Annotated in this window: 2 protein-coding genes; both read right to left on the bottom strand. The window is 65.1% G+C overall.

Annotated features, from left to right (window positions below; translation table 11 throughout):
• A partial coding sequence (locus tag F1002_RS20820) for an electron transfer flavoprotein subunit alpha/FixB family protein (protein ID WP_150430964.1) occupies positions 1-839 on the bottom strand: 839 nt, incomplete at its 3' end.
• Positions 840-1,588: electron transfer flavoprotein subunit beta/FixA family protein (locus F1002_RS20825; RefSeq protein WP_150430965.1), on the bottom strand; the 749-nt coding region annotated here is incomplete at its 5' end.

Below are 1,588 nucleotides of genomic sequence, written 5' to 3' on the forward strand. Positions count from 1 at the left end.
TTGTTGATGGCGACGATGACCTTGGAGTCCTTCATGCCGGCCAGGTGCTGGATGGCCCCGGAGATACCGACCGCGATGTAGAGCTGCGGGGCGACGATCTTGCCGGTCTGGCCGACCTGGTAGTCGTTCGGGACGAAGCCGGCATCGACGGCGGCACGGGAAGCGCCCAGCGCAGCACCGAGCTTGTCGGCGAGCGGTTCGAGCAGCTTGTGGTAGTTCTCGCCACTACCCAGGCCACGACCGCCGGAGACGATGATCTTGGCAGCCCCGAGTTCGGGACGCTCGGACTTGGTGAGTTCGCGGTTCTGGAGTTGGGTCTGTGCAGTGTCGGCGGCGGCGGCGATGGCTTCGATGGCGGCGCTGCCACCGGTGCCGACGGCGTCGAAGGCGGTGCTGCGGACGGTGATGACCTTGACCGCATCGACGCTCTTGACCGTGGCCAGGGCATTGCCGGCGTAGATGGGACGCACGAAGGTGTCGGCGGATTCGACGGCGGTGATCTCGGAGATCTGGGCGACGTCGAGCAGCGCGGCCACACGCGGGGCGAGGTTCTTGCCGAAGGTGGTGGCCGGGGCGAGGATGTGGCTGTAGCCGCCGGCGTTGGCAATGACCAGCGCGGTGAGATTCTCGGCGGTCTGGGCAGCGTAGTGCGCGGCATCGGCGACCTTGACGGTGCTGACGCCTTGCAGGCCGGCGGCTTGTTGGGCGGCGGCTGCGCAGCCGGATCCGGCGACGAGGACGTGGATGTCGCCACCAATCTTCTGGGCGGCGGCAACGGTGTTGAGGGTGGCGGCCTTGAGGGCGGCGTTGTCGTGTTCGGCGATGACGAGAATGGTCATTTAGATCACCTTCGCTTCGTTCTTGAGTTTGTTGACGAGTTCGGCGACGTCGGCGACCTTGACGCCGGCGCTGCGCTTGGCAGGTTCGGCAACCTTGAGGGTGGTCAGGCGCGGGGTGACGTCGACGCCAAGGTCGGCCGGCTTGACGGTGTCGAGCGGCTTCTTCTTGGCTTTCATGATGTTGGGCAGGGTGGCGTAGCGCGGTTCATTCAGGCGCAGGTCGGTGGAGACGACAGCCGGCAGGGTGATCTGCAGGGTCTCCAGGCCACCGTCGATTTCGCGGGTGACGGTCGCTTTGCCGTCGGCCAGGACGACCTTGGAGGCGAAGGTGGCTTGCGGCCAGTTTTGCAGGGCAGCGAGCATTTGCCCGGTCTGGTTGGCGTCGTCGTCGATGGCTTGTTTGCCGCAGATGACGAGTTGCGGGGCTTCCTTGTCGCACAGGGCCTTGAGGAGCTTGGCGACGGCCAGCGGCTGGAGGTCGACGTCGGTTTCGACGAGGATGCCGCGGTCGGCACCAATGGCCATGGCGGTGCGCAGGGTTTCCTGGCAGGCGGCCACGCCGCAGGAGACGGCGATGACTTCGGTGGCAATGCCGGCTTCTTTCAGGCGGACCGCTTCTTCAACCGCAATTTCGTCGAACGGGTTCATGCTCATCTTGACGTTGGCCAGATCAACACCCGACCCGTCCGCCTTCACCCGAACCTTCACGTTGTAGTCAATAACCCGTTTCACGGGAACCAGAATCTTCA

Origin of the sequence: Dechloromonas sp. CZR5, assembly GCF_008711155.1 — a bacterium.
Taxonomy (GTDB): Bacteria; Pseudomonadota; Gammaproteobacteria; order Burkholderiales; family Rhodocyclaceae; genus Azonexus.